Here is a 1,683-nt window from a genome sequence, read left to right on the forward strand (position 1 = left end):
GAGAAACACAGACTTTGCTGGAACACACGCCGTGGGAACAGCAAGGATCTGCGGTATCTGGTAGTCCAGGAGATGGTAGATGGTGTCGTCCGCTACGGTGTGATCTTCGTTGGATCCTCAGCCCTTCTGGCCAGGGTTCACTTCCACTTAAACTGCGTCAACTGAGGAGTTCCTATGATCACCAAACGTATTAGCCATGAGATGAAGAAGTTGACAGCGGGAATCACAATGGCGTCCATGCTCGGCGGCTGCGCTAGCGGTGGGGTGAACAACACCGATCCAGGCTTCAGTAACCCAGTTCACTGGTACACCCTGAGCTACAATGACGGTGAAACCACTGTAATGGACGTAGCAGTCGGGGCGGTCGTAGTGGTTGGCGTGATCGTCACTGCCGGGGCGTTGATCTCGGCACTTGATAACGGTGGCGACAACAACACCTACTATGCCCCCCCACCGCAGAACAACAGCTATGATAGCCAAGTGGCACGTGAGCTTTGCCGTCTTCGCTTGCAACAATCTAACACGATAGGGACATGCCGATGAACAGTCTGGAAGCCGCTGCAAAGGAACCAAGGATATACAGCAACGGGGATCCTGTGGAATAGGTCACCCATTAGCTTAATTGGTGAAATTTTTGAGTCAGGAGCGCTAACAGTAGGTTTTAGCAGGGCCGATGGCGGAATTGATTTTTTGGTGCCTATTAATTTGAGAGTGAGCAGTGCGACAATACAGCCAGCGGAACTTATAAGCGCACATTTTCTGACAATACAACTGACGACTTCATTGAGTGCATAGCCAGGCCGGCGTCAGAAGCGGTTAACGCTAAAAAGTAGGAGCGTAATTATTCTATTTTTTAATGTTTCCAAATTAACATTTTTTTGAATGACTAAACATGCAGAATTAACGCCAGCTGTAATTTATTCGGACATGAATTATAGGTAGGCAGCAGTTTACTAATCCATTAGCTACCTAGCCCTATCAAGCAAGGAAGGCGAAACACACCACCTGAGCATCGCGCCAGATGTAGACCCAGTATAAGTGCTTGTGTAGCAGCGAACTGGTATCTATAACGACTAGAAGCAGATTAAGGGCAGTCAGATCAGACTTGGTGTTGAAGTACATGACTCTGTGCTGGTGCCACAGAGTGATTTGCTTGAGAAGAAAGAATGAAGAAGATACTACTTGGTTTGCTGTTTGTCGGCGCTACAGTAAGCACTGGCGCATTGGCTGAAACTGTAAACGTGAAGTACCAAGGCCCAGTCGACTTGGAGCCATTCACCTGCACGGATACAGAAAGCTCTTTTGTTCACCGTATCTGCTATCAGCCCGAGCAGAGCTACTTAGTCGTGCTGCTAGGCCAGACCTATTACCACTACTGCCGCTTACCTTCGCAGGTGTTGAGTCAGTGGTTAAATGCATACTCAAAGGGCAACTTTTACAATGGATCGATTAAAGGAATTTTCGATTGTCGAATGGGTGGGATACCTAAGCATTCAAGACCTGCTAGTGAAAACCGGCCATGTATGCCTGCTGAAATTTATGTTGATGGAATAGGCGCTACAGGTCTTTCACAGATACCAGGAATTGCCAGAGATTCAACTTTCGGAAGAAGTAGAGAGCCTGCGCTTCTAAGCGAAAGCGCTGTTCGAAGTTGTCAGTGAGTATAATTGTAAAGTCTTTGGA

Annotated in this window: 2 protein-coding genes; both read left to right on the forward strand. The window is 47.7% G+C overall.

Annotated elements, in window-relative coordinates:
- The first annotated feature begins 174 nt into the window (after positions 1–174).
- Positions 175–543, forward strand: coding sequence for a hypothetical protein (locus tag AC1DRJ_RS26725; RefSeq protein ID WP_477804796.1), 369 nt, complete (start codon positions 175–177; stop codon positions 541–543).
- A gap of 623 nt (positions 544–1,166) precedes the next feature.
- Positions 1,167–1,661: a KTSC domain-containing protein gene (locus AC1DRJ_RS26730; RefSeq protein WP_477804797.1), complete on the forward strand. Its 495-nt coding sequence runs from the start codon at positions 1,167–1,169 to the stop codon at positions 1,659–1,661.
- The last annotated feature ends 22 nt before the right edge of the window (positions 1,662–1,683 follow it).

The organism is Pseudomonas sp. P5_B2 (genome assembly GCF_056400445.1).

Coding starts and splice junctions, on each gene's coding strand:
- AC1DRJ_RS26730 (WP_477804797.1), top strand. CDS start 1,167: ATGAAGAAGATACTACTTGGTTTGCTGTTTGTCGGCGCTACAGTAAGC.
- AC1DRJ_RS26725 (WP_477804796.1), top strand. CDS start 175: ATGATCACCAAACGTATTAGCCATGAGATGAAGAAGTTGACAGCGGGA.